Annotated in this window: 20 protein-coding genes; 12 read left to right on the forward strand and 8 right to left on the reverse strand. The window is 47.1% G+C overall.

The window, feature by feature from the left end:
• Positions 1-33 precede the first annotated feature (33 nt).
• Together nhaR and OCV37_RS03150 are read left to right on the forward strand one after the other, a co-directional pair.
• Positions 34-924 carry a transcriptional activator NhaR gene (gene nhaR / locus OCV37_RS03145; RefSeq protein ID WP_038178068.1) on the forward strand — a complete coding sequence of 297 codons (891 nt, stop codon included), beginning with the start codon at positions 34-36 and terminating at the stop codon, positions 922-924.
• 193 nt (positions 925-1,117) lie between these two features.
• On the forward strand, positions 1,118-1,411 hold the full coding sequence (locus tag OCV37_RS03150) for an ArsR/SmtB family transcription factor (RefSeq protein WP_038178066.1): 294 nt from the start codon (positions 1,118-1,120) through the stop codon (positions 1,409-1,411).
• Positions 1,412-1,494: 83 nt separating this feature from the next.
• On the opposite strand, the gene rpsT is transcribed toward OCV37_RS03150, so the two are convergent.
• Entirely contained in the window at positions 1,495-1,755 is a 261-nt protein-coding gene (gene rpsT, locus OCV37_RS03155) for a 30S ribosomal protein S20 (protein WP_038178065.1), read from the reverse strand.
• 491 nt (positions 1,756-2,246) lie between these two features.
• Between rpsT and murJ the strand changes: the two genes are divergently transcribed.
• The 6 genes from murJ (at position 2,247) to ispH (ending at position 9,865) form a co-directional block, all read left to right on the forward strand.
• On the forward strand, positions 2,247-3,764 hold the full coding sequence (gene murJ, locus OCV37_RS03160; RefSeq protein WP_390902287.1) for a murein biosynthesis integral membrane protein MurJ: 1,518 nt from the start codon (positions 2,247-2,249) through the stop codon (positions 3,762-3,764).
• A gap of 179 nt (positions 3,765-3,943) precedes the next feature.
• Positions 3,944-4,879: a bifunctional riboflavin kinase/FAD synthetase gene (ribF, locus tag OCV37_RS03165; protein WP_038178059.1), complete on the forward strand. Its 936-nt coding sequence runs from the start codon at positions 3,944-3,946 to the stop codon at positions 4,877-4,879.
• A gap of 61 nt (positions 4,880-4,940) precedes the next feature.
• Positions 4,941-7,802, forward strand: a complete 2,862-nt coding sequence (gene ileS / locus OCV37_RS03170) for an isoleucine--tRNA ligase (RefSeq protein ID WP_038178054.1) — start codon at positions 4,941-4,943, stop codon at positions 7,800-7,802.
• Between the two features lie 22 nt (positions 7,803-7,824).
• Positions 7,825-8,325, forward strand: coding sequence for a signal peptidase II (gene lspA / locus OCV37_RS03175; RefSeq protein WP_038178052.1), 501 nt, complete (start codon positions 7,825-7,827; stop codon positions 8,323-8,325).
• An 89-nt stretch (positions 8,326-8,414) separates the two neighbouring features.
• Positions 8,415-8,873: an FKBP-type peptidyl-prolyl cis-trans isomerase gene (gene fkpB / locus OCV37_RS03180; RefSeq protein ID WP_051680284.1), complete on the forward strand. Its 459-nt coding sequence runs from the start codon at positions 8,415-8,417 to the stop codon at positions 8,871-8,873.
• 29 nt (positions 8,874-8,902) lie between these two features.
• Complete coding sequence (ispH, locus tag OCV37_RS03185) at positions 8,903-9,865, forward strand: 4-hydroxy-3-methylbut-2-enyl diphosphate reductase (protein ID WP_038178051.1); 963 nt, start codon at positions 8,903-8,905, stop codon at positions 9,863-9,865.
• A gap of 82 nt (positions 9,866-9,947) precedes the next feature.
• Here the strand turns inward: ispH and OCV37_RS03190 are convergent, their stop codons facing one another.
• Entirely contained in the window at positions 9,948-11,435 is a 1,488-nt protein-coding gene (locus OCV37_RS03190; protein WP_038178050.1) for a carbon starvation CstA family protein, read from the reverse strand.
• 278 nt (positions 11,436-11,713) lie between these two features.
• Between OCV37_RS03190 and OCV37_RS03195 the strand changes: the two genes are divergently transcribed.
• Positions 11,714-12,067 (forward strand): DUF2799 domain-containing protein, encoded by a 354-nt coding sequence (locus tag OCV37_RS03195; RefSeq protein ID WP_051680282.1) that lies wholly within the window; start codon positions 11,714-11,716, stop codon positions 12,065-12,067.
• A gap of 64 nt (positions 12,068-12,131) precedes the next feature.
• Here OCV37_RS03195 and murQ read toward each other — a convergent pair whose 3' ends face one another.
• A complete protein-coding gene (murQ, locus tag OCV37_RS03200; RefSeq protein ID WP_038178049.1) occupies positions 12,132-13,052 on the reverse strand; it encodes an N-acetylmuramic acid 6-phosphate etherase in 921 nt (306 codons plus the stop codon).
• A 20-nt stretch (positions 13,053-13,072) separates the two neighbouring features.
• Complete coding sequence (locus OCV37_RS03205; protein WP_038178262.1) at positions 13,073-14,191, reverse strand: anhydro-N-acetylmuramic acid kinase; 1,119 nt, start codon at positions 14,189-14,191, stop codon at positions 13,073-13,075.
• 221 nt (positions 14,192-14,412) lie between these two features.
• On the opposite strand from OCV37_RS03205, the gene nagZ reads away from it, so the two are divergent.
• The gene (nagZ, locus tag OCV37_RS03210) at positions 14,413-15,405 is read left to right on the forward strand and encodes a beta-N-acetylhexosaminidase (RefSeq protein WP_038178048.1); all 993 of its coding nucleotides are present in this window, start codon (positions 14,413-14,415) and stop codon (positions 15,403-15,405) included.
• 1 nt (position 15,406) lies between these two features.
• On the opposite strand, the gene btsR is transcribed toward nagZ, so the two are convergent.
• Together btsR and OCV37_RS03220 are read right to left on the reverse strand one after the other, a co-directional pair.
• Entirely contained in the window at positions 15,407-16,117 is a 711-nt protein-coding gene (btsR, locus tag OCV37_RS03215; protein WP_038178047.1) for a two-component system response regulator BtsR, read from the reverse strand.
• Positions 16,118-16,140: 23 nt separating this feature from the next.
• Positions 16,141-17,811 carry a sensor histidine kinase gene (locus OCV37_RS03220; protein ID WP_038178261.1) on the reverse strand — a complete coding sequence of 557 codons (1,671 nt, stop codon included), beginning with the start codon at positions 17,809-17,811 and terminating at the stop codon, positions 16,141-16,143.
• Positions 17,812-18,054: 243 nt separating this feature from the next.
• Between OCV37_RS03220 and OCV37_RS03225 the strand changes: the two genes are divergently transcribed.
• The gene (locus OCV37_RS03225) at positions 18,055-19,125 is read left to right on the forward strand and encodes a 3-deoxy-7-phosphoheptulonate synthase (protein ID WP_038178046.1); all 1,071 of its coding nucleotides are present in this window, start codon (positions 18,055-18,057) and stop codon (positions 19,123-19,125) included.
• A 12-nt stretch (positions 19,126-19,137) separates the two neighbouring features.
• On the forward strand, positions 19,138-20,265 hold the full coding sequence (gene tyrA, locus OCV37_RS03230) for a bifunctional chorismate mutase/prephenate dehydrogenase (protein WP_038178045.1): 1,128 nt from the start codon (positions 19,138-19,140) through the stop codon (positions 20,263-20,265).
• A 112-nt stretch (positions 20,266-20,377) separates the two neighbouring features.
• Here tyrA and OCV37_RS03235 read toward each other — a convergent pair whose 3' ends face one another.
• Both OCV37_RS03235 and ettA read right to left on the reverse strand, forming a co-directional pair.
• On the reverse strand, positions 20,378-20,773 hold the full coding sequence (locus OCV37_RS03235) for a PilZ domain-containing protein (RefSeq protein WP_038178043.1): 396 nt from the start codon (positions 20,771-20,773) through the stop codon (positions 20,378-20,380).
• 110 nt (positions 20,774-20,883) lie between these two features.
• Positions 20,884-22,551: an energy-dependent translational throttle protein EttA gene (ettA, locus tag OCV37_RS03240; protein ID WP_038178042.1), complete on the reverse strand. Its 1,668-nt coding sequence runs from the start codon at positions 22,549-22,551 to the stop codon at positions 20,884-20,886.
• Between the last annotated feature and the right edge of the window lie 15 nt (positions 22,552-22,566).

A 22,566-nucleotide genomic window follows, 5' to 3' on the forward strand; every position in this document is an offset into this window, starting at 1 on the left:
ATATGAATTGAAGCGGACTGATGGTCTGAGTATATGTCTCATTTAAATTACAATCACTTATATTATTTTTGGATGGTTTGTAAACAAGGTTCGGTCACGAAAGCCGCTCAGGCCTTGTTTCTGACTCCGCAAACGGTGACCGGACAAATTAAAGCGCTGGAGGCGCGGATGGATGGTCAGTTGATGAAACGCGCCGGTCGGCGTGTTGAACCGACAGAGTTGGGACAGTTGGTTTATAAATACGCGGATCGGATGTATGGCTTGAGTTATGAGATGCTTGACATTGTCAACTATAGTCAACGGGCCAACTTACTACTGGATGTGGGCGTTGCCGATGCAATTTCCAAACAGATTGTCAGTAAGATTTTATCGTGTGCTGTTCCTGAAGATGAACATATTCATTTACGTTGTTTCGAATCAACACATGAGTTGCTGCTTGAGCAGCTTTCACAGCATAAACTGGATATGATCCTATCGGATTGTCCGGTTGATTCTGCTCGCAGTCCCGGTTTGTTTAGTAAGAAGCTGGGAGAAAATCAAATGTGCTTCTTCTCCTATACTGTTCCTCAAGCGAGCTCACTCACCGAAGCACTGTCCAATGGAAAAATACTGATTCCGGGGAGTCGGACGGCAATGGGAAGAAGTGTGATGCAATGGTTTGATAGTCAGGGAATTCAACCCAATATCATGGGGGAGTTTGACGATGTTGCATTGATGAAAGCTTTTGCCAGAGAACATCGAGAGGCTATTTTTTTAGCGCCGTCGCTCTATACGGAAACGGTGAACAGCGATATGCCGATGCATTTGCTTGATAGAATTGATGATTTAAAGGAAGAATATTACGTTATCTTTGCGGAGCGGATGATTCAGCACCCGTCAGTGAAGGGGATATGCAGTGAAGATTTTGGTTATTTATCAGTATAATTAGTTCTTTTTCATGGGTAATTGCTTTAATATCTAGCGCTTACTTATTATCAAGTACCAATTTCATCGTGCCGCCGAGAACATAATAATGATGAATTACGGTGAGTAAACCGACAGTAAAGTGATTTTGTCAGGCTGCAAGGTTGTAGTCGTTGTACGTATGAAATGAACCTGTCCATAAAGGGAGCCTTTCGTGAATCTTCAGGAAATGGAACAAAAATCAGCCAAAGCCGTTGTGTTGCTTAAAGCGATGGCGAATGAGCGACGTCTTCAGATATTGTGTTTACTGTTAACGCAGGAATTTTCAGTCGGAGAGCTGTGTGCAAAACTGGAGCTGAGTCAGTCTGCATTATCGCAACATCTGGCTTTATTGCGTCGGGAGCAATTGGTTGCGACGCGCAAAGAGGCTCAGACGGTTTACTATTCGATCAGCAGCCATGAAGTGAAAGAGATGATTGAATTACTGTATCGTCTTTATTGTTCGTAGAATTCGTTGTTGATTGTTATCAGCGAAAATAAAAAAACCGACATAATGTCGGTTTTTTATTTTTGTATGAAGCAATTAATGCATTACAGCGCTTTGATTGCCGCAACAAAACGAGCTTTATGACGAGCTGCTTTATTCTTGTGGATCAGGCCTTTTGTTGCCATACGATCAAGAATTGGTGTTGCTTCAGCTAGTGCAGCAGTTGCAGCTTGTTTGTCGCCTGCTTTAATTGCAGCGACAGTTTTCTTCATATAAGTGCGCATCATTGAGCGGCGGCTCGCGTTGTGTTGACGATTTTTTTCCGCCTGAATAGCGCGCTTCTTAGCAGATTTACTATTTGCCAAGGGTCTACTCCCAAAAACTTTAGTTCAGTGACATTTTAAGGGCGGGAACTATCCCCTATTTACCTAGAAATGTCAATTCATTTGTGCAAAAACACAACGAACCAAAACATTTTTGGTATCGTTGGACATTCGCGGTTAAGATGGCGGGGATTCTAACAGCATTCTTTTTTGAATGCTAATACTTAATCTGCTCTTTCAACGGTCATCTTTTTTGTGTTTATTATGTCTTCTCATGAGCGTGATGCCAGACCACTCGGTTTGAATCGCTGGGGCTATTATTGACACAACTATGATTTGAAAAGCAGAGGATTCTGCGTTAAAAAACTGCACACAGGCTGCAAGTATTTTCAGCATGCCGATACAGCCAGCGTGATGCTTTTCATCCTGCTATATCAGTAAAGTCACCGGGATTCTCTCGGATGCGATTTGACATATAAATAGAGGTTACGGTGAGTCAACGTCTTCTCAGGTCTGGTCTGATAGTCAGTACCATGACACTGCTATCGCGCGTTTTAGGATTATTTCGAGATATTGTTGTGGCAAATCTTATGGGGGCCGGGGCGAGTGCTGATGTGTTCTTCTTTGCCAATAAAATTCCCAACTTTTTACGCCGCCTATTTGCCGAAGGTGCTTTTTCACAGGCATTTGTCCCGGTACTGACCGAATATCACGCTCAGGGGGATATGGACAAAACGCGTTTGTTGATTGCTCGGGCTTCCGGGACATTGGGGGTTCTCGTTTCGATCGTCACCTTATTCGGAATTCTCGGTTCTAGTGTTGTGACGGCTATTTTCGGTGCAGGCTGGTTTCTTGACTGGTTACATGGCGGGCCAGCGGCAGCAAAGTTTGAGCTGGCCAGTTTGCTGCTCAAAATTACATTTCCTTATTTATGGTTTATCACGTTTGTTGCCCTCTCTGGCGCGATTTTAAACACGTTGGGTAAGTTTGCGGTTTCTTCATTTACTCCCGTTTTTCTGAATGTGATGATTATTGGTTCTGCACTCTTGATTGCGCCTCGGCTGGCACAGCCAGAGATTGGTTTAGCTTTAGGCGTGTTTCTCGGCGGGCTGGTCCAGTTCTTGTTTCAGTTGCCTTTTTTAATCAAAGCCGGGGTATTCGTCTGGCCGAAATGGGGTTGGAATGATCCCGGAGTTCGTAAAATCAGAACGTTGATGCTCCCTGCATTATTTGGTGTTTCGGTGAGCCAAATCAACTTACTGTTCGATACCTTTATTGCCAGTTTTTTGCAAACCGGATCGATTAGCTGGCTTTACTATTCGGATCGGCTGTTGGAGTTCCCGCTTGGATTATTTGGTATCGCGATTGCCACCGTGATTTTGCCGGCCCTATCAAGAAAACATGTCGATGCTGAACCGATCGGATTTGCCCATACGATGGATTGGGGGGTGCGGATGGTTTGTTTGCTGGGCATTCCGGCAACGCTCGGCTTGATCGTCTTAGCCCAACCGATGATTATGGTCTTGTTTATGCGTGGTGAATTTACTTTAGTCGATGTGCAGCAGGCGGCGCTTTCGTTACAGGCATACGCTTCAGGTTTACTGTGCTTCATGCTGATTAAAGTCTTAGCTCCGGGATACTATTCTCGTCAGGATACCCGAACACCGGTCAAATATGGGATTGTTGCGATGATCACCAATATGTTGTTTAACGCGGTGTTTGCTTGGTTTTTCGGTTATGTTGGTTTGGCAATGGCGACGGCCTTGTCCGCATTTATCAATATGGCTTTATTATATAGAGGGCTACATTTAGCCGCCGTATATCGGATGCAGCGGTCGACCATGCTATTTATTGGCCGGATTTTCACTGCCAGTATTATGATGAGTATCTGCCTTGCTTTCGGGGCGGATCATCTGGCGACTTGGGCTGATTGGGGCACGTTAAAACGAGGACTCATGTTGGCCGGGTTGATCGTGGCTGGTGCCTGTGTTTATGGGGGAGTCAGCTTAATCAGCGGAATTCGCTTGAAAGATATCCGAGTGACACAATAGGTTGTGGCATGCTGTTTTCATACCAGAGAACGTTGGCCTTCCAAGGGGACGATTTCCTGAGCAAAGCAGGATGCCGAATACATTTGTTGGCTTGATTGACTTTCTTCTCCTGAGCTGAGGTTATATAATCCGTCGGTTTCATCACCAGAGAATTGAATCATAGGTTTTAAACGTCCGATATGGAATTAATCCGAGGTATTCATAATATACGCACTCAGCACCATGGTTGTGTGTTGACGATCGGCAATTTTGATGGTGTCCATCTCGGACATCAACAGGTACTACGATTGGTGTCGGAACAAGCCCGGAGATTGGGAGTTCCATCGATGGTGATGACTTTCGAACCACAGCCGATGGAACTATTTAATCCAGATTATGCACCGGCTCGGTTAACGCGTCTGCGCGATAAATTTGTTCAGTTGAGCCGACTCGACATAGATCGCTTGCTTTGTGTTAACTTTGATCATCAATTTGCCCAATTAGATGCAGAAACCTTCATTCATGACTTGTTGGTCAATCACTTGGGTGTTAAGTTTCTTGTCATTGGCGATGATTTCTGTTTTGGTCGGCAACGGCGTGGTAATTTTGCGATGTTGCAACAAGCCGGTAAGAAATTCGGGTTTGAGGTGGTCAGTACACAAAGTTTTTGTGTTGATCGCCTGCGAGTCAGCAGTACTGCGATTCGTGAAGCACTGGCACGAGATGAACTTGCCGCTGCCAAAGAGATGCTTGGGCGTCATTACAGTATCAGTGGCCGGGTGTCTCATGGCAGAAAATTAGGGCGAACCATTGGTTTCCCAACGGCAAACATTCCACTAAAGCGGTGTGTTTCTCCGGTTTCCGGGGTGTACGCCGTCCGGGTCTGTGGTCTGACGGACACACCAATCGATGGCGTTGCCAATATTGGCAACCGACCGACAGTGAATGGTGTTCGTCAGCAACTGGAAGTGCATTTATTTGACTTTCAAGGCAATATTTACGGTAAACAGTTAGAAGTCGCACTTTTACATAAACTTCGAGGGGAGCATAAATTTGATTCCTTTGAAGCACTGAAACAACAAATCGAATTGGATGCTGAAGCGGCAAGGGTGTGGTTGCTTCAGTATGAGGGTTAGCCGTAATTGATTCGGCTGACATAATGTCTAACTTCGCCCAGTATAACGGAATTAAGAATCGATGAGTGAATATAAAGATACCCTGAATTTACCTGAGACAGGGTTTCCAATGCGTGGCAACCTGGCGCAACGCGAGCCGGATATGCTGAAACGTTGGTATCAAGAGGACCTTTACGGCGCTATCCGTAAAGCTAAAAAAGGCAAAAAATCTTTCGTATTACATGATGGCCCTCCTTACGCCAACGGTGATATTCATATTGGTCACGCTCTGAATAAGATTCTTAAAGACATTATTATCAAATCCAAAACACTTTCAGGTTTTGACTCCCCCTATATTCCGGGGTGGGACTGTCACGGATTACCCATTGAGTTGATGGTTGAAAAGAAATTCGGTAAACCGGGACAGAAATTAACGGCAGCTGAGTTTCGTGCAAAATGTCGTGAGTATGCTGCCGGCCAAGTCGAAGGACAAAAAGAGAGCTTTAAACGTCTGGGTATTCTTGGTGAATGGGATAAACCTTATCTCACAATGGATTTTGCCACTGAAGCGAATATTATCCGTGCATTAGGCAAAATTGCTGATAACGGACACTTGCTCAAAGGCTTTAAACCGGTTCACTGGTGTACCGATTGTGGTAGTGCGCTGGCTGAAGCGGAAGTCGAATATAAAGATAAAAAATCACCATCGATTGATGTTCGCTTCAAAGCAGTTGATGTCCCTGCGTTGTTATCTAAATTCACTTTAAATCAAGGACATGAAGGTGATGGTGACGTCTCTATCGTGATCTGGACAACCACGCCGTGGACCTTACCGGCCAACCGTGCCGTCTGTTTACGCGATGATCTGGAATATGTGTTAATTCAGCTTGAAGCCGATGAAGCGACAGGGCGTCAGGCCGAACGGATTATTGTTGCGGCAGAATTGGCCAAAGATGTGATGGATCGTGCCGGAATTGAGCATTTCCATAATCTTGGATTTGCCACCGGGGCTGATTTAGAGCTAACCCGTTATCATCATCCTTTCTATGATTTCACTATCCCGGCTGTGCTGGGGGATCACGTCACAACTGATTCAGGAACCGGGGTTGTCCATACCGCACCGGGGCATGGTCAGGAAGACTTTGTCGTTGGTCAGAAATATCAATTAGAAGTTGCCAATCCGGTCGGTTCAAACGGTGTTTATCTGCCGGATACCGAATTGTTTGCCGGTCAGCATGTCTTTAAAGCCAATGATTCAGTGATTGAAGTGCTGAAAGAGAAGGGCGCTTTATTACATCATCATGCCTATGAACATAGCTATCCGCATTGCTGGCGCCATAAAACACCGATTATTTTCCGTGCCACACCACAATGGTTTGTGTCAATGGATCAGGCAGGGTTGCGCAGCAAAGCGCTGGCAGCGATCAAAGATATCAAATGGATGCCGGATTGGGGCGAAGGCCGTATCCAAAGTATGGTTGAAGGTCGTCCGGAATGGTGTATTTCCCGCCAAAGAACATGGGGTGTGCCGATTGCACTGTTTGTGCATAAAGAGACGTCTGAGTTGCATCCGAATTCTTCTGCGTTGATCGAGCAAGTTGCTCAACGCGTGGAACAAAAGGGCATTCAAGCTTGGTGGGATCTGGATATTACCGAATTGTTGGGTGATGAAGCTGAACAGTATGAAAAAGTATTGGATACGCTGGATGTTTGGTTTGATTCTGGTGTGACCCATTATTCAGTGGTCGATAACCGGGAAGAGTTCCACGGTGCTGAGGCTGATATGTATCTGGAAGGCTCCGACCAACACCGTGGCTGGTTCCAGTCTTCACTGATTTCATCGATTGCGATGAAAGATAAAGCACCATACCGGGAAGTTTTGACGCATGGTTTCACCGTGGATGGTCAAGGCCGTAAAATGTCTAAGTCGATCGGTAATACCATCGCGCCGAAAGATGTTGTCAATAAATTGGGTGCCGATATTCTGCGTTTGTGGGTTGCTTCTACGGATTACACTGGTGAAGTTGCTGTTTCAGATGAGATTCTGAAACGTTCTGCAGATGCGTACCGTCGAATTCGTAATACCTCGCGCTTCTTCCTGGCCAACCTGAATGGTTTTAATCCGGCAACAGACATTGTCCCGATGGAAGAGATGGTTGCCTTGGATCGTTGGGCTGTTGCTCGTGCGCTCGCAACGCAGAAAGAAATCATCAAAGCTTATGATGGGTATAACACGCACGCAGTTGTACAGCGCTTAATGCATTTCTGCTCAATTGAAATGGGATCGTTTTATCTCGATGTGATTAAAGATCGTCAATATACAGCGAAGTGCGGCGGCCACGCCCAAAGAAGTTGTCAAACGGCGCTGTTCTATATCGTTGAAGCCTTGGTTCGCTGGATGGCTCCGATTATGTCATTCACTGCTGATGAAATCTGGCGTGAAATGCCAGAGTTACAAGCAAACGGTGCAACACGTCATCCGTTTGTCTTTGCTGAAGAGTGGTATGACGGCCTGTTCGATTTGCAAGATGGTGAGCCTTTAGATAATGCATTCTGGAACAGTGTTCAGGACGTGCGAGGCGTCGTGAATAAACTGCTGGAAACCGCGCGTAGTGAGAAAATCATTGGTGGTTCGTTGCAAGCTGAAGTGACGCTGTATGTTGATGGTGAACTGGCTGATCAGCTGAACCGGCTTGAAGATGAACTGCGTTTTGTTTTATTGACCTCAAAAGCGATTGTTCAACCGGTTTCCCAGAAGACGGAACAGGCGCAAAGCACTGAGATTGAGGGGCTGTTTGTGAAGGTTGCAGCGACAGAAGCGGCGAAGTGTGAACGTTGCTGGCACCATACGGATGATGTCGGTACCATTGCCGGACATGAACATATTTGCGGTCGCTGTGTCTCGAATGTCGAAGGTGCTGGCGAAGTGCGTAAATTTGCTTAATCAGTAGACTGACGGAATCAATATGACAGAGCTGACAATGAAGCGTTCGGGAATCCGCTGGTTATGGCTGGCGGTTGTGGTTTTCGCGCTCGATATCCTGATCAAACTGGTCGTCATGAATCATATGGATTACGGATGGCAACACCGCATTGAGGTGCTGCCGTTCTTTAATCTGTTATATGTTCATAATTACGGTGCTGCGTTTAGTTTTCTCAGTGAACAGACAGGATGGCAGCGCTGGTTATTCACCGGTATTGCCCTGTTCGTGGTTCTGTTACTGATGTTCTGGATGCGTCGGCAACCCGCCTCCGAACGGTGGACAAACAGCGCCTACGCGATGATTATTGGCGGCGCTGTGGGCAATGTGTTTGATCGTATCGTGCATGGCTTTGTGGTCGATTACCTCGATTTCTATTGGGGAGGTCATCATTGGCCGGCCTTCAATCTGGCTGATAGCGCGATCTGCATCGGTGCCGTCATGCTGATTTTTGATGGTTTCCGTCGTAAGGATGAGCCGAAATAGTTTATCCGGATTCATGAATGAATCACCCTAAGCGCTGTCTGCTCAACCGGATAGCGCTTTTTGCATCAAGCCCGGGGAAAGTAAGTCACATGGCAAATACAAGCGAACAACAATTGATACAAACAGGCACTGCGGTCACTTTTCATTTTACGATCAAATTGAAAGATGGTTCTGTCGCAGACAGTACCCACCAGATGGGAAAACCTGCGAAGTTAGTGATCGGGGATGGCAGCTTAAGCGATAATTTTGAGCAATGTTTGCTCGGGTTACAGGCCGGCGATCAACGCACGATTGAGCTCAAAGCAGCAGATGCATTCGGTTTACCTAATCCGGATAATATCCACCATATGGATCGGACCCGATTTGCCGGAGATACTGAGCTTGAAGTCGGAGTGATTATGGCGTTTAGTGGCCCGGACGGGATGGAGATTCCCGGTATTGTCACCGCGATCGAAGGCGAGTCGGTGACCGTTGATTTTAATCATCCGCTGGCCGGTCAGGATGTGACGTTCGATATTGAAATTTTGGCCGTTGAATCGGCTGAATAGCGACATATGTCGTGAGTTGAGTAAAAAACATGAGCAATGAGATGAAAATATTACTAGCAAATCCTCGGGGCTTTTGTGCCGGTGTGGACCGGGCCATCAGTATTGTCGAGCGAGCTTTGGAAATGTATCAGCCACCGATCTATGTTCGTCATGAAGTGGTTCATAACCGGTTTGTTGTTGAAGATTTGAAGCAGCGCGGTGCTATTTTCGTTGAAGAGCTGAGTGAAGTCCCGGACAACAATATTGTGATCTTTTCTGCGCATGGTGTTTCTCAGGCGGTCAGAAATGAAGCTAAATCCAGAGCGTTGACCGTTTTTGATGCGACTTGCCCACTGGTGACCAAAGTGCATATGGAAGTTGCCCGGGCCAGTCGAAAACACATGGAAGTCGTTTTAATTGGTCATGCCGGTCATCCTGAAGTCGAAGGAACGATGGGGCAATATGCCAGCCAGACCGGAGGGATGTATCTGGTTGAAAAACCGGAAGATGTGGCTAATCTGAAAGCAATCGTCAAGCATCCCGGACAGCTCCACTATGTTAGCCAGACAACGCTTTCGGTCGATGAAACGGCGGATGTGATTGACGAACTCCGACGCGTGTTTCCCGATATCCAAGGGCCTCGTAAAGATGACATCTGTTATGCGACGCAAAACCGGCAGGATGCGGTGCGGATTCTTGCTCAGCAAGTGGATGTCATGATCGTGGTTGGTTCAAAGAATTCATCGAATTCAACGCGGTTGAAAGAGTTAGCCGAAAAACTGGGCACGGCTGCATTTCTTACCGATACGCCGGAAGATATTCATCCGGAGTGGTTATCCGGTGTTCAGGTTGTCGGCGTGACGGCGGGCGCTTCGGCACCGGAAGCGCTGGTCAATCAAATTCTGGATCGCATTAAAGAATTGGGGGCTGTCTCAGTAGAAGAAGTCTTGGGACGCGAAGAAAATATGTTTTTTGAAGTGCCGAAAGAGTTACAAATTAAGCTGGTAGACTGACCATTAGTTTGTTTCCGATGATGATATCAGGGCTCCCGAAGGGAGCCCTTTTTACATGAAAAATGATATAGACTATATGTGACTAAGCTGTTTTGGTCTGCTCTTTCGCGGCTTTTTTCACCTCGGAAAGGGCGACGTTATCATGGCCTTTTGCAACTTTGAGCACGTAGGCCAGCATCGCAATAGAAGCTAAGAAGCCAAGGATCGTTGAAATTTGCATTGGTAAACCAAACCCAAGTGTACTGCTGTTCAGAATAAAGCTGACACAGACTGTGGTCATGAACAGGGCCGGGATCGTGGTGATCCAATGGAATTTCTGATGGCGTACGAGATAAGCTGAAGCCGTCCAAAGCATGACTACTGCGGTTGTCTGATTCGCAAAACCAAAGTAGCGCCAGATAATACCGAAATCCACCTGAGTCAGAATTCCACCGACAACAAAGAGTGGCATTGCCATGAGTAACCGGCTGCGTAAGTTTTTTTGCTCGACATTAAAATACTCGGCCAGAATCAGACGGCTGGAACGAAAAGCGGTATCACCGGAAGTGATTGGCAGAATGACTACACCAAGGAAGGCCAGAATACCACCGAATACGCCCAGTAATCCGAATGAAGCGCTATAGACCACATTTCCCGGGCCACCCTGAGCGACGGCTTCGGACAGGCCGTCCAGCGAACCAAAGTAAGACAAGGCAATCGTACACCAGATTAAAGCAATCACGCCCTCGCCGATCATGGCACCAAAGAAGACGAAACGCCCATTTCTTTCATTTTCCATACAACGCGCCATCAAAGGGGATTGTGTGGCATGAAAGCCCGAAATCGCACCGCAAGCAATGGTGATGAAAAGTGCCGGCCACAATGGCATGTTATTCGGATTGAGGTTACTGAACAGATCCTGAATCTCAAAACCACCCATGATGGTATGTTTATCGGAGAGCATGAGCGCAGTGATCAGACCGACAGACATAAAAATCAGCAATGCTCCGAATAATGGATATAAACGTCCGATAATTTTATCGACAGGAACGATCGTTGCCAAAATGTAGTAAGCAAAAATGACGATGACCATCAGACCGGTTCCCATCTGCAGCGAAAGCTGCTCATTCACCAAGTTGGTGATCATTCCGGCAGGTGCAGAAACAAATACAACGCCAACGAGCAGCAAGAGAATAATCGCAAAGGCATTCATGAAATGTTTCGCGCCATTGCCAAGGTATTTGCCACTGATGTTCGGTACGGAGGCTCCCCCATTTCTGACGGAGAGCATACCAGAGAAATAATCATGTACAGCACCGGCAAAAATACAGCCGACGACAATCCATAATAATGCCGCCGGACCGTATAGGGCTCCCATAATTGGTCCGAATATGGGGCCGACACCGGCGATGTTCAGTAATTGGACAAGATAGACTTTCGGCGTTGATATCGGGACATAGTCAACGCCATCTCTCTGACTGTAAGCGGGCGTCTGACGTTTCTCATTGATACCAAATATTTTTTCGACAAGTGTACCGTAAATAAAGTAACCGCCGATTAACGCGACGAGGGAGACGAAGAACCATAGCATATTATTTTCCTTCTGTTGGCTGACAGAGATGTTCTATGAAAGACTAGTCCGACCAGAAGTGTTATGCATGGGAAAGTCAGCTGAGTGGTTGTATGCCGAATTAAGTGGTCTTTTATCCGCCGCAAGTGGTTTTGTTATCGATACCACAGGGGCGTCATAGCCTTGTTGAGTCAGGCGGATGTGCAGTGAAGGAAACGGCGCATCGTTGTTTGGTGTTTTGTCGCGAAAGCGTATATGGTTGGAGTTACACAAGTTAAAAACAAGGTATTGATGTCGTGATAAATTTTCGGACTTGGCTCGGTGGGATTGTGATTGCTGTGTTGCTATTGGGGTGCGCTGCGTCAGAACAATCGCTTGCTACACAAGGGGATTGGTATCAGATCGGTTATCGGGATGGCATTGCAGGGCACCAACAGCGATCCTATCAATCGCTGCATAAGCTGGGAGCCGTGCAGATAGCCAATTATGACGAAGGGTACAATGACGGGGTGACCCAGTATTGTAATCCTGACTTTGCCTATCAAATCGGGTTATCCGGTCAATATTACGACGGGGTTTGTGCCGGAACACCTGCGGGGAATCAGTTCCGTATGGAGTGGCAACGAGGTTGGGATCAATATACCAGTCACTAAGTGATGGCCTATGGTATCCACTTCCCCGCGGCATAGTATTGCAATGGCTAAACATACGAAGTCTTTAATCCGACGGTTGGATCGCCTTGCGTAAAAAACCTTCCGATTGTGAGAGTTTGTCGAGTGCTTCCTGATAACTCATATCGGTCAGTGCCATCAGAATTGCGACTTTGGCATTGTTGTGACTCTGCACCAGTAACTGTTCCGCCCGGGGTTTGTCACAATCGGTTGCTTGCATGACAATTCTAACCGCTCGGGCCTCCAGCTTTTTATTGGTTGCCTGAACATCAACCATCAGGTTTTGATAGCTTTTACCTAAGCGAATCATACTCGCGGTGGTCAGCATATTCAGGATCAGTTTTTGTGCCGTACCGGATTTTAGTCGGGTTGAACCGGTTAATGCTTCCGGGCCAACCAGCGGTGAGATTGCGATTTGTGCCATGTCGGCGATTTTAGAGTCTGGATTACAAGACACAGCAACAGTCGTTGCGCCGATCTGGTTTGCATAGTCCAGCCCGCCGATGACATACGGTGTCCGGCCACTGGCTGCAATACCGACCACCACATCATGTTGAGTGAGCGCAATGGCTTGTAGATCGGTGGTCGCTGCGGTCGGGGAATCTTCAATGCCTTCCTGTGCTTTAAACATGGCTTCTTTGCCCCCGGCGATCAAGCCGATGACCATTTGGTCAGAAACACCGAAGGTCGGCGGACACTCTGATGCATCTAAAACGCCCAGACGACCGCTGGTGCCGGCGCCGATATAGATTAACCGGCCTTTATTTTTAAAGGCCGTCGTAATCGCATCGACGGCTGTTGCAATTTGGGGAATGACCTTTTCTACCGCGAAAGGGACGGTTTTATCCTGTTGATTGAGCCGCTCAAGAATGGCTTCAGTGGACAACAAATCGATATCCATCGTTTCTGGATTTCGTCCTTCAGAAACCAACTGAGACAGGGCAGACAATAAAGCATCATTGGCCATAAGCTTTTACTCTTGTGATTTTATTGAGGGGTATAAATGACGCCCAGTGACACCGCTTTGGTTGCGCCAGTGACTTCAGGTACGTTACTCGGAAGTCCGTGTATGCGTTGGTGTGCCAGCCAGGCAAAAGCCATCGCTTCCATATCATCGCTGTTAACGCCTTGTGCCGAGGTGTTACTGACCTGCCAGTCTGTCAGCAAGGTTTGTAAGTCCTGCATCAATAGCGGATTGTTCGCCCCGCCACCACAGACAAACAGCCGGGGCTGAATCCCGCTGGCATACATGCAGCTTTGATCGGCAATGGTTTCAGCGGTCAGCCGACACAGGGTTCTTTGCACATTTTCTGGCGTGATATGATGGTTCACTAATCTGACTTTCGATTGCACCCAATCCAGATTGAAATATTCTCTGCCGGTACTTTTGGGGGCGGGTGCTGCAAAATAGCGATCTTGCTTCATCAGCTCTAGCAGCGGCATATCAATTTGCCCGCTACGCGCCATCTGTGCATCTTGATCAAATTTTTCTCGCGTGTGGTATTGGCACCAAGCATCCATCAGGATGTTACCCGGGCCGGTATCATATCCTAAAAGCGGCTGCTCCGGTCTGATCACAGAGATATTGGCAATCCCACCAATATTCAGTACGACAAGTGTCGCATCATCATGTGCAAAGACCTCCCGATGAAACGCAGGCACGAGAGGTGCCCCCTGACCGCCCAGCGCCATGTCTTTACGACGAAAATCTGCGACAGTATCAATCCCGGTTTTCGTGGCGATGATATGGGCATCACCAAGCTGCATTGTAAAAGGTGTATCCCCTGTCGGATGGTGATAGACCGTCTGACCGTGGCAGCCAATCGCCCGGATATCCTGAGCCTGATATCCGCTTTGTGCCAATAGTGCATTGACAGCATCAGCAAACAAGTGCCCGAGACGGTGATCGAGGATTCCTATCGCCGGAAGATGGGTCGGCTGACCGGTACAGATATTGAGAATACTCTGCTTAATTGATTCTGGCATCGGATACATGGTCGATGAGAGTAACCGAATGTGACGGCCATCAATCTCTATCAGCGCCACATCAACCCCATCGAGACTCGTGCCGGACATCACGCCAATATATCGTTCTTTCTGAGCCATGATCGCTTCCTGCTGACGGAACATCATTGCATTGTAATTGATTTTTGTCGCAGCACCACTGTGCTGACCCATCTTTATCTGTAACTTGTTTTTTATTTTGCTTCAAACCGTTAGTCTCTGACATGAGTGGAAATCTGTTTCTGCGAATAGCACTGCATCAAAAGGTGGTTGTGTATATAATCGCGGCAAGAGAATCAATTATTTGAGTTCAGGAGATGTGTATGGGGCCGCTGTGGTTAGATGTTGAAGGATGTGAGCTGAGTGCGGAAGAGAAAGAGATGCTGGCGCATCCGACGGTCGGTGGCGTGATTCTGTTTGCCAGAAACTATTTTGACTCAAGACAGTTACAGGCTTTAACTCAGTCAATTCGCCAATATGCAAGACAACCAATACTGATCGGTGTTGATCAGGAAGGTGGGCGTGTTCAGCGGTTTATCGACGGTTTTACCCGATTACCGGCAGCTGCAGACTATGCGCGTTTTCCTGAGAGTGAACGCATGGCTCGGTTAGGGGGCTGGTTGATGGCCAGTGAATTGATTGCCCATGATATTGACTTAAGTTTTGCTCCGGTTCTTGATACGGGGTTTTCCTGTCGTGCGATTGGGAACCGTGCTTTTGGTGAAGCGCGTGACACGGTGATATCGATGAGTCAGGCATATATTCAGGGCATGAAGTCTGCCGGGATGGCAACAACTGGCAAACACTTTCCGGGGCACGGCGGGGTGGTCGAAGATTCACACAAAGAAACACCCTATGATCGGCGTGAAGATATTTTTGAAACGGATATGCAGGTGTTTCAGCAGCACATTCAGGCCGGAATCTTGGATGCGATGATGCCAGCGCATGTCATTTATTCGCACTATGATCCGCAGCCAGCGAGTGGTTCGGCATTCTGGTTAAAGCAGATTTTGCGTCAGCAACTCGGTTTTAAAGGCATTATTTTTTCCGACGACTTAGCGATGGAAGGTGCCTCGGTGATGGGCGATGCGCTGGCCCGTTCACATCAAGCCTTGGCGGCCGGATGTGATATGTTATTGCTGTGTAATGACCGTGCTGCGTCTGTTCGTGTCTTGGATCATCTTCCGATGATGACGGTATCCGGTGCGGAATCTCTGCAAAAGCAACGTTCGTTTCATCCGGCAGAACTGAGAGCAACACCGCAGTGGAAACAGGCGGTTGAAGCGCTGAAGCCGCTGACAGAGCAGGCGGAATGAGCTAGCTGATGCCAAGCGTTTCTTTTAAATTTTTCAGGTAACGCCGGCTAACCGGAACTGCATGTCCCGACACGGTTACGACTTCTGCCAGACCATTCTCGAGTAGCTTGATTTCCTGAATGTTTTTCGGATGAATCAAATACTGACGGTGGCAGCGTAGCAGCGGAGTCTTCTCTTCCAGATGCTTCAGTGTGAGCTGGCTGGTGGCTTTTTTGTCACGGGTCTGGACATGAACTCCTGCCAGATCACTACTGACAAATTCAACCGCTTGTATGGGAACAATCACAATCCGGTTGAGCCCGCTGCATGGGATCTGTTCCAGTGACTTCGGGACAATGGGAGAAATGTCCTGTCGTTGGAGGTCTCGCTTTAATCGTTGCAGCGTTTTATGCAAACGCTTGTCATCAATGGGTTTGAGCAGATAGTCAAACGCGTTATCTTCGAAAGCTTGAATGGCGTATTGATCATAGGCGGTGACAAAAACAATTCTCGGCATGGTTTCTTGATCTAACATCGCCAGTAGATCGATCCCCGTCAGTTGAGGCATTTGGATATCAAGAAAAACGACATCCGGTTTGAGTTGGTTGATCTGTTTCAGCCCTTCAATGGCATTTCCCGCCTGACCGATGATTTGTAAGGTTTCATCTTCTTCCAGCAGTTGGATCAGTTCTTCTCTGGCATGTATTTCATCATCAATAATCAGCACTTGCATTCAAATATTCTCTCAACGGAATTTCAGGTTAGGTTTGGGAGTAAAAACTGCATTTTGGTCGAGATATCCGCTTGGACATCGGTTTGCAGTTGCGATGCATGACCAAAATAATTGATCAGCCGCTTTTCGACAATTTGCATCCCCAGGCCGTGGGTTTGACTGGGTGAAGAACGGTAGAGCCCGGCATTATCTTCAACAACAATCAGGTGTCCCTCCGCTGTCGGTTGATTATAAATACGAATCTTACCCAGCCCGAGTAAATTGGATGTGCCATGTTTGATAGCATTTTCTACTAAGGGCTGGAGGGTAAATGTAGGCAAACGTCGCTCCATCAGTGAGGGCTCGATCTGAATTTCAATCTTAAGGCGATCACAAAACCGGGCTTGTTCAATCATCAAATAAGCATTCACATGCGCCAGTTCTTCAGCAAGGGTGATGGTTTCAATATTCTGTTTTAAGTTACTGCGAAAAAAATGAGCCAGATGCTGGATCAGTTCGCGAGCCTGAGGGGGATCGGTGCGAATGATCGCACTGATTGTATTTAAAGCATTAAAGAGAAAATGAGGATTCACTTGTGCATGCAGAAGCTTGATTTCTGCCTGAGATAATAAGGTTTTCTTCTGTTGATATTCACCATGAAGAATCTGGCTCGACAAGAGCTGCGCAATACCGCCAGCCATTGACATATTAATTGAGGAGAACAACTTGCGCTTCTGCTCATACAGTTTGATTGTCCCGATGACACGGTCATCAACGCGTAGCGGAATGATCAGTGCGGAGCCTAATTTACAGTCCGGTGACAGAGAACATTGATAAGGGCGTTCGTATCCGTCGAGATAGATAATTTCATTTTTTTCAATCGACTCCAGTGTTTTGGGCGATGAGATGGGTGTATTCGGATGATGGTGATCGTCGCCAATCCCGATGAAAGCGAGGATTTTTTCCCGATCGGTAATGGATACGGCACCGACATTGGTTTCCTCATAGACAATACGGGCAACCGGTCCTGCGGTTTTGGCGGTAAATTCATCGGATAGTAACCCGACGGAACGTTCCGCAATACGTAACGCTTTACGGGAAAAGGTTGCAGAGTATTCTTCATAAATCGATTTTTTATCTTTCAGAATGCTCATAAACAACGCTGCGCCGACGGAGTTGGCAATAATCATCGGAGCGGCGATGGTACTGACCAGTGAAAACGCTTGGTCATATGGTTTCGCAACCGATAGGATAATCAGCATCTGAATGATTTCAGCAAACAAGGTGATCCCGAAGACGACCCCCGGATGAAACAAACGTTCCCGCTGATATCTTCTCATCAGATAAGTATGCAATAATCCGCCAATCAGGCCTTCGGTTGTGGTTGAGATCGCACAGGCTAAATCGGTAAACCCGCCGAGCGAGTAACGATGAAGTCCACCGGTCAAACCAACCGCAAATCCGACAATTGGCCCGCCGAATAATCCTCCCATAACGGCGCCAATCGCCCGGGTATTGGCGATGGCATCATTGATCTGTAAGCCAAAATAAGTGCCTAGAATACAAAACAGAGAGAAAAGCACATAAATGGATAATCTGTGCTCTAAACGGGAAGATATGTTCAGGAGTGGCAGAAAGAGCGGCGTTTTACTGAGCATATAAGCCAGAACCAGATAAACGCACATTTGTTGCAGTAGGGAAAGAATCACATCCATGATGATACAAAACATCTTGTAAACTGTTTGCTTATTCTAGGGGAAGGCTCAGCAATAAAATACTAATCAACCAATGAATTGTGATGACATGGTGGCTGTATTGTTGTGTAAATTTAGGTTTACAATTAATGTTTCTTTTATTTTACATTCACAAGTGCCATTTTTACTGGTAATTTAAGCGGCATATGTGATTTAATTCTCGTTAACATAAAATAGCGTGTAAATTTTTTTGTACAGGTGGCAATGATGAATGAACTTAATGATATTAATATAATTGACCAACAGGTTTTGATTACTCCGGAAGCACTGAAAGCGAAACTGCCTCTGAGTGAAAGAGCACAGCAATTCATTCATCAGTCTCGCCAGACGATTGCTGATATTATTCATAAACGGGATCACCGTTTACTGGTGGTCTGTGGCCCTTGTTCAATTCATGATTTAGACGCGGCTAAAGCGTACGCCAAACGTTTTAAAGCGTTGGCCGAAGCTGTCAGTGATCAGCTGTATTTGGTGATGCGGGTTTACTTTGAAAAACCACGGACAACTGTGGGTTGGAAAGGATTGATCAATGACCCGCATCTGGATGGCACATTTGATATCGAGCACGGGTTACATGTTGGCCGACAATTATTGGTCGAGCTGGCAGAAATGGAAATCCCGCTCGCGACGGAAGCGCTTGATCCGATCAGCCCGCAGTACCTTTCTGATACATTCAGCTGGGCGGCGATTGGTGCAAGAACAACCGAGTCTCAGACACACCGGGAAATGGCCAGTGGTCTTTCGATGCCAATCGGATTTAAAAATGGTACTGACGGCAGTTTATCTACGGCAATTAATGCCATGCAGGCCGCTTCATCAAGTCACCGCTTCATGGGCATAAATGCCGAAGGGCAGGTCGCTTTACTGACCACTCAAGGCAACTCAAACGGTCATGTGATTCTGCGTGGCGGTAAGCAAACGAATTATGATTCAGTTTCTGTTGCTGAATGTGAAGCAGAGATGCACAATGCAAAACTTGACCCGGCATTGATGGTTGACTGTAGTCATGCGAATTCCCGTAAAGACTTCAGACGTCAGCCGCTGGTTGCTGAAGATGTCATTCATCAGATCCGTGAGGGAAATCGCTCGATTATCGGACTGATGATCGAAAGTCATATTCATGAAGGAAACCAATCCGCTGATTTACCGCGTGAGGAAATGCAGTATGGTGTTTCCATCACGGATGCATGTATTAGCTGGGAAGCGACCGAGAGCTTGTTGCGTCGCGCGCATCAGGATTTGGTTCCATTCTTAGAAAAACGTTTGCAAGATTAAAAGAGGTTGTTCATGTCAGTTGAGCTCAACGCGTTACGCGATCAGATAGATGAAGTCGATCAGCAGATGATTCAGCTGCTTGCGCGTCGTCTGGCATTGGTTGAAAAAGTCGGTGAAGTGAAAAGTCAGCATGGTTTGCCGATCTATGCCCCTGAACGTGAAGCTGCGATGTTGGCGGCTCGTCGTGAAGAAGCGGAAAACCAAGGGGTTCCTGCTCAACTGATAGAAGATATTCTACGCCGGACCATGCGTGAGTCTTATGCGAGTGAGAAAGATGCTGGCTTTAAATGTTTGAACCCAGAACTGCGTCCGATTGTGATTGTCGGTGGAAAGGGTCAGCTCGGTGGTCTGTTTGCCCGTATGTTCCGGTTATCCGGTTATACGGTCAAAATTCTCGGGAGTCAGGACTGGGATCGTGCTGATGAACTATTACATGACGCGGGAATGGTTGTCGTGACCGTGCCGATTCATCTGACGCTGGATGTTATATCGAAGCTCAAACATCTGCCTGAAGATTGTATTTTGTGCGATCTGACCTCGATAAAATCGAAGCCATTACAAGCCATGCTAAAGGTCCATGCCGGGCCGGTTGTCGGATTACACCCGATGTTTGGCCCCGATGTGCCAAGCCTTGCGAAGCAGGTGGTTGTTTATTGTGATGGGCGCGGTGCGGACAGTTATCAGTGGCTGCTCCAGCAGATATCGATTTGGGGAGCCAGTTTGTGCAAGATTCGGGCAGAGGATCATGATCATGGGATGACATTGATTCAGGCTCTGAGACACTTTACATCTTACGTGTATGGCTTGCATCTCTCGAAAGAAAATCCTGACTTAGCCAAGCTGCTTCAGCTCAGTTCTCCGATTTACCGGCTGGAATTAGTGATGGTCGGGCGCTTATTTGGGCAGGACCCGAACCTTTACGGCGACATCATTTTTTCTTCAGAAGAAAATACTGACATGATTCGTCGTTTCTATCAGTGCTTTACCGAAGCCATGTCGATTATTGATGAAGATGACAAAGGGCGCTTTATCGAGAGTTTTACGAAAACCAGCCAATGGTTCGGTGACTACTCACAAAAGTTTATGTCGGAAAGCCAGAGTCTCCTCAAACATGCCAATGATGCAATTCACCGCGGGTAAAACGGCTCGTTGCATCGTCAACTGAAAGTACAAAAAAGAGCGGATGAACCGCTCTTTTTTTACATGTTAAGCGCATAATGCTCACCACTTGGGGCGTGATGATTGAGCCTGACTATATTTTATCCGGTGCCTCGCTTTCATCCTCATCACCTAAATCAGTCAGGTGTTCGAGTTCCCGATGTAAGAGGGCATCATTACCGACATTGAGCTCAATCAGCCGTTTCAGGTGAGAAATACTATCGACATCAATATAAGCAATACTGGCGTGCAATGTACTGTTTTTCATACTGACAATATTGGCTGTCATTTGAATCGAGATATCACTTTCAGGGAGTGGAAACTCAATGTAGATCGGTTGTTGAAGATCAAGTCTCGTGTCATCAAGAATAGAAAGCAAGATCCCATGCAGTGATAGATCCTGAACGGTCGTTGCAAGGTGGATTGACCCTTGGGTCAGTAAAGCCGGAGCTCGGTAGATAATCCGTGAAAATCGACGTTTTTCTGCCATATCTCTGCCTCTGTCAGTGAGAAGAAGGTGCTGAGTTGAGGAGAATGCATCTTATCCGTCTTCCCTGTGATAAAAAGGCCGCAATGGCGGCCTTTTCCGAACAGAAAACACTATTTCGCAATACGTTTGTATTTAATGCGATGCGGTTCTGCCGCTTGAGCACCCAGTGTCTGTTTTAGCCATTCTGAGTATTCAGTATAGTTACCTTCATAGAAGTTGACTTGCCCTTCATCACGGTAATCAAGAATGTGTGTCGCAATTCTGTCAAGGAACCACCGGTCATGCGAAATGACCATCGCGCATCCGGGAAACTCTAACAGTGCTTCTTCCAGTGCCCGGAGTGTTTCCACATCGAGATCGTTGGTCGGTTCATCAAGCAGTAAGACGTTACCACCGGCTTTGAGTAGTTTGGCCAGATGGACACGGTTACGTTCTCCTCCGGAAAGCTCGCCGATGACTTTCTGCTGATCCACGCCTTTAAAATTAAAGCGTGAGCAGTAGGCCCGAGCCGGAATTTCAAAGTTATTGATGCGGATAATGTCGGCACCTTCGGAAATTTCCTGAAAGACGGTATTCTTATCATTCATACTGTCACGGAACTGATCAACCGAAGCGAGCTTCACCGTATCACCGATGTCGATGGTGCCGGCATCCGGCTGTTCGATACCACTGAGCATCTTGAACAAGGTTGATTTACCTGCACCATTGGGACCAATGATGCCGACAATTGCCCCTTTCGGCATGGTGAATGACAGATCATCAATTAACACTCTGCCATCGAATGATTTTGTGAGGTTTTTCACTTCAATGACTTTTTCACCTAAACGTTCACCTGGTGGGATAAACAGTTCATTGGTTTCATTGCGTTTTTGATGATCACTGCTCTGTAATTCTTCAAAGCGAGCCATCCGGGCTTTTGATTTTGCCTGACGACCTTTCGGATTCTGACGAACCCATTCAAGCTCTTTCTCGATGGTTTTCTGCCGGGCTTTTTCCTGCGCAGCTTCCTGTTTCAGACGGGCGTCTTTCTGTTCCAGCCAAGAGGTATAGTTCCCTTGCCATGGAATCCCTTCACCCCGGTCAAGCTCCAGAATCCAACCTGCTGCATTGTCCAAGAAATAGCGGTCGTGGGTAATTGCGACCACAGTACCGCTGTAATCGACCAGAAAATGCTCCAGCCAAGCAACCGATTCTGCATCCAGATGGTTGGTTGGTTCGTCTAAGAGCAGCATGTCTGGTTTTTCCAGTAGCAAACGACAAATTGCGACCCGGCGGCGCTCACCACCCGACAGATGACTAATTTTCGCATCCCATTCAGGCAGGCGAAGGGCATCTGCGGCACGCTCTAGCATGTTGTCAAGGTTGTGGCCATCTTTGGCCTGAATTAAGGCTTCCAGCTCTCCTTGCTCTTTGGCAAGCGCATCAAAATCTGCGTCCGGTTCAGCGTAAGCTGCGTAAACTGCATCGAGGCGTTCAAGGGCATTTTTTACATCAGAAACCGCTTCTTCAACAATCTCACGGACAGTTTTACTTTCGTCCAGTACCGGTTCTTGCGGTAGATAACCGACATTCAATCCCGGTTGAGGCCGGGCTTCACCATCAATGTCCGTATCAATACCCGCCATGATGCGGAGCAGTGTTGATTTACCAGCGCCATTGAGACCCAGTACACCAATCTTGGCACCCGGGAAAAAGCTTAGAGAGATATCTTTCAGGATTTGTCTTTTCGGGGGCACAATTTTGCTCACCCGAGACATTGTATACACGTATTCAGCCATTGCCGATCGTTCCTA

It is taken from the genome of Vibrio rhizosphaerae (genome assembly GCF_024347095.1).
Lineage (GTDB): Bacteria > Pseudomonadota > Gammaproteobacteria > Enterobacterales > Vibrionaceae > Vibrio > Vibrio rhizosphaerae.